Genomic DNA, 1136 nt, shown 5'->3' with positions numbered 1-1136 from the left:
AGACAGCGCAATTACCAAAGGACGCTTTGACGAACAAGATGTATTGGGAATGCTGCGCCACCTAATCCAACACCGTCCCCGCTTCAAAGTCATGCTGGCTGGTTCCCATACTATTGAAGAATATCAGCGTTGGGCTAGTTACTTAATCAATGTGCAAGTACTGCATATCAGCTACCTCAAAGAAGAAGAAGCCCGTAAACTAATTGAGTATCCTGTCCAAGATTTTACCCTGCGCTACGAACCGGATGCAGTAGACCGCATTTTGCAAATTACTCGCTGTCATCCTTTTTTAGTACAATTACTGTGTAGCGAAATTATCGCCTACAAAAACGAACAAGACCCCTCGGTGCGGCGATTAGCTACTTTAGCGGATGTAGAAGTGGCGGTGACGGAGGCGTTAATTACTGGTAGTTTCTTCTTTGCTGATATTCAAAATAACCAAGTCAATGCAACGGGATTGGCTATTCTCAGGTCGATCGCAGCACGAGGGGAAGGGAAAATTGTCAGTAAAAATACTATATATCAACAACTACCTGACGTATCAGAAAATGCTTTCCAACAGTTATTACAACGGGAACTGATTGAGGAAGTAGGGGATGGTTATCGTTTTCAAGTGGAGTTGATTCGGCGATGGTTTGCTCGTGGGGTTAGATCCCCGACTTCTACTCCATAAGTCGCTACGTTGAAGATATTGATTCAGAAGTCGGGGATCTGTGGGTAGTTGAGGATTTTGGTTTAGGACTTACGCAAAGGTAACGTAACTGTGTCATTACGAGCGATAGCGACGTAATCGCGAAAATCCTGCGTTCGCGGAGCGTGTCCGCTTCGGACTTATGCTTCCCTACACTCCGTTTCGGTCGCAATGACAATTTCAGTTTGCGTAAGTCCTGTTAGATTTAATTATGTCTATTTACTTACTGACAAATATGATGATTTGTCATGAATTTGTAACTTATGTTATGGATATCAGCATTAGAAAAAAATCCATGGTGCGCTGTTACGGAGCGCAACGCACCAATCTAATTTCGTTGATAATTTTCCCATAATTTTGAATCAGCCCGCCTTCTAGACGTGGGAGATGTCAACTATACTGAAATTATGATGGGCAATCATTATAGGAAAATTGCGAACAAACA

1 pseudogene is annotated in these 1136 nt (G+C 42.9%); it reads left to right on the top strand.

Features of this window, described 5'->3' with window-relative positions:
- A pseudogene (locus tag F6K52_RS36620) lies at window positions 1–673 on the top strand (ATP-binding protein); the annotation flags it as partial.
- Between the last annotated feature and the right edge of the window lie 463 nt (window positions 674–1136).

Source organism: Moorena sp. SIO3H5, assembly GCF_010692395.1.
GTDB lineage: Bacteria > Cyanobacteriota > Cyanobacteriia > Cyanobacteriales > Coleofasciculaceae > Moorena.
Note: the sequence above shows the minus strand (reverse complement) of the source record. Positions and strands in the feature narration are given on the sequence as shown.